Annotated in this window: 1 protein-coding gene and 1 pseudogene; both read left to right on the top strand. The window is 64.0% G+C overall.

What is annotated here, in order from left to right; genetic code table 11:
- A pseudogene (locus ABF821_RS06800) lies at positions 1–608 on the top strand (ATP-binding protein); the annotation flags it as partial.
- Between the two features lie 391 nt (positions 609–999).
- Positions 1000–3402 (top strand): TonB-dependent receptor, encoded by a 2403-nt coding sequence (locus ABF821_RS06795; protein ID WP_415529491.1) that lies wholly within the window; start codon positions 1000–1002, stop codon positions 3400–3402.
- Positions 3403–3562 lie beyond the last annotated feature (160 nt).

The following is a 3562-nucleotide window of genomic DNA, read 5'->3' as shown; positions in this document are numbered from 1 at the left end:
GCCCGACCGCCCCGCCACCGCCCGATATTCTGGCGCAACTCGCGGCCCACGCGGCCTCGGCGGCGGTAGAGGCCGAGATGGAAGCGCCGGTCGTGGAAACCCCGGCCGACAAGGCGGAGCAGAAGCGCCGCTTTCTCACCATCCTGACCGAAATCCTGCGCGACGAGGACGCGGGCTTCCGGCCGCCGCCGGTGCTGTATCAGGATTTCCTGGTCCGCTGCCGGATCGAGGGCATGGGGCGCGAGGCGCTGGACATGCCGCGCTTCCGCCGCCTGCTGGCCACCGCGCGGGCGGGCGTGGATGCCGAGACCGCCGAATCCGACCGCTGGATGCAGGCCGAACGCATCGCCGCCCCGCTGCCGGACGATGTGCGCGGCATCTTCCTGCTGATCGCCCGCGCCGCGATGGAGGGCCAGCCCTGCCCGTCGGATGCGGCGGTGGCGCGGGTTTATGGCACGCACTCGCTCGGCCGTGCCCGCCGGCAACTGACCTATCTGGAAGAACAGAACGTCATCGTCCTGCGCATGGACGGCTTGGGGCGGCGCAGCGCGGCCGTGATCGGGCCGGGATGGGAAACCGCGCCGTCCGATCCCAGCGACGGAGCATAGCGCCCCCGTCGCCCCCGGAGCCCCTCTGGCATGCGATTCGGCATGCGTTTCCCGCATATGGGGCTTGCGGCCACCAGGGCCGTTCTCGCTCGCCGGCGCGTATCGCAAGCCGGTCAATGACAAACACCGTCACAGACCGACGCGCCTGTCGTCGCGTATGCGCCTTTTCCTCACCGGAATCCCGTTGGCCGGATTTTTCTCACGAAGTGGAAAAGGATATGGAATATCAGGTATTTTTTTCTGAATATCCATCATGGGTGCCGATGTCGATGGCGTGATCCGGGTCCGTAACGGCCGCCGCGCGATATTATTCTGTCACATTTAAATTGCGAATAATTCGCATTATTGATAATGGTTCCGCGTTCACTTTATCGAAATGAAACGGGGTGCCATGAGCCGCTTTATCAGTCGTTGCCTTCAACCTTTGCCCGTCATGACCGGACTGGCCCTTGCGGCCTCGGCCGCTCAGGCCGCGACGCCCGATCCGACGACCGATCCGCACCGGGCGCACGAACGGCTCGACGGCCAGCGGCCCACACGCGATGCGCGGCCGGACGGCACGGCGAAGCATGCCGACGCGGATAAGGTCCTGGCCGATGGCGGCCACGCGCCGGAGACGGTGACGGTCGTCGGCCACGGCTTCAACACGCTGCACGAGCCCACCGGCCTGTCGCGGATGCCGCAGGACGTGCTGCACACGCCGCAGCAGATCAACGTCGTGCCGCAGGCCCTGATGAAGCAGCAGAACGTCAAGTCGCTGGACGAGGCATTGCGCAACGTGCCGGGCGTCACGTCCTCCATCGGCGAGGGCGCCGGCGGCATGAATGGCGACCAGTTCCTGATCCGGGGCTTCCAGGCGCAGAACGACATCTACGAAGACGGCCTGCGCGATTTCGGTGTTTATAGCCGCGACGCCTTCAATCTGGAGACGGTTTCCGTCATCAAGGGGCCGTCGTCCGAGGTGTTCGGCAACGGCACCACCGGCGGCGCGATCAACATGAAGACCAAGACGGCGGGCCTGACCGACCGTTACGCCGCCGAGTTCAGCGGCGGTTCGGGCTCCTACTATCGGGGCACGCTCGATTTCAACAAGCGGCTGGACAGCGGCACCGCCCTGCGCATCACCGGCATGGGCAGTGAAAACAATATCGTCGGCCGCGACTTCCTCTATTCCCATCGCTGGGGCATCGCCCCGTCGATCGCCTTCGGGCTGGGCCGGCGCACCACGCTGATCCTGCAATATATGCACCAGCAGGAAAACTCGATCCCCGATTTCGGCGTGCCGGTCGTCAAAAAGCCGGGTGCGGCTTTCGGTGCGCCGATTACCGAATACGGCATTCGCCGTACCAATTTCTATGGTACGAACAACGACCAGAACGCCACCAACGACAATATGGAGACCGCGCGCTTCTCCTTCAGGCTGAACAAGCACATCACCTTTTATGACGATCTGCGCGGCGGCGAATATTACCGCACCTTCGCTGCGTCGAAGGCGACATGCGACAAGACCTGCGTCAATAATTACTTCCTGGGCAACCCCAACGCCGCCCTCGTCGCGCGATCCGGCCCGGTCGGCGCCGGCAACGGCATGGGGCCGGGCACCTACATGGCGCCGCTGCCCTACCAGCAGACAAGCTGGTCGGTGCAGAATGTCGGCTCCATGGTCGCCGATTTCGACACCGGTTTCCTGAAACACCAGATCGTGGCCGGCTTCGATATCGAGCGCGTCAACGACGTGCGCTCGCAATCGACCTATCTGAAGGCGAAGCCCTACGCCAATCTGGTCAACCCCAATCCGTATGTCGGCAATCTCGACCTCGTGCCGGGCGAGGCCAATCCGGGCGGCCTGGTCACGCTGGGCAGCCTGGGCGCCAAGCCGCACAGCAACGGCTACGGATTCGATACCGGCCTGTTCTTCTTCGATCAGATCTGGATCACGAAATGGCTGTCGGTCAAAGGCGGCTTCCGCTGGGATCGCTGGCAGACCAGCTACAATCTGACCGGGGGCAACGTCGCCAAGTTTCCCGATGTCCACTTCCACAATGTCAGCAGCGTCTTCAACCCGAATGTCAGCCTGGTGCTGACACCCGACGAGCACCAGACCTATTATTTCACCTGGGCCAATTCGACGACGCCGATGGGCATGTATGTCACCAACGGCTCGGTGCCGATCCGTCCGGGCACCAATTCCTACGCCAGCCCGGAAAAGGCCAATCTGTACGAAGTCGGCGCGAAATACAGCGCCTTCCATGACCGGATCGGCTTCACGGCGTCTCTGTTCCGGCTGGAAAAGGGCAATGCGCTGAATGCCGACCCGGTCACGGGCGAAATCCTCGGAAGCTCCGATCGCCAGCGCAACCAGGGGCTGGAACTGTCTGTCGGCGGCATGATCATGCGTGGATGGAACGTCAGCGCCACCTACGCCCTCTATGACAGCGATACGACCAGTTCCGCCACGGCAGCCAATCGCGGCCGGCAGGTGCAATATGTGCCGCATAATCAGGCGACGCTGTGGTCGGTCTACGAGGCGTTCCCGAGCAAACCCTACAATATCGCCTTCGGCGGCGGCCTGACCTGGCGCCAGCATGTCTGGCTGGATGCGGCCAATACGATGCGCGCACCGGCCAACCTGGATTTCGATGCCGTCCTCTCGCATCATTTCAACGACCACTGGAAGATCGCGATGAACGGTTACAATCTGGCCAACAGGCTGAATTACCAGAGCCTGTTCTCGAACCGCGCCACGCCCTCCGCCGGCCGGACCTTCATGGGGCAGCTCAGCTTCACCTACTAAGGCCATGCGCGCGGGCCGGATCGCCAATCCGGCCCGTGGCCATCGGGTCATGAAAAAACGCGCCGGCGTGTCGCCCGCGCGGCAACCACCCGCACCCCAAAATTGGGGGGGGGCGCGCGCGCCGCCCCGCAGGACGTCCAGCCCCCGCGCGAGGGCGGTC

The organism is Gluconacetobacter sp., assembly GCF_047721585.1.
GTDB classification, from domain to species: Bacteria; Pseudomonadota; Alphaproteobacteria; order Acetobacterales; family Acetobacteraceae; genus Gluconacetobacter; species Gluconacetobacter dulcium.
Note: the sequence above shows the minus strand (reverse complement) of the source record. Positions and strands in the feature narration are given on the sequence as shown.

Excerpts from the sequence above, each read along its gene's own strand:
- ABF821_RS06795 (WP_415529491.1), top strand. The coding sequence starts at position 1,000 with ATGAGCCGCTTTATCAGTCGTTGCCTTCAACCTTTGCCCGTCATGACC.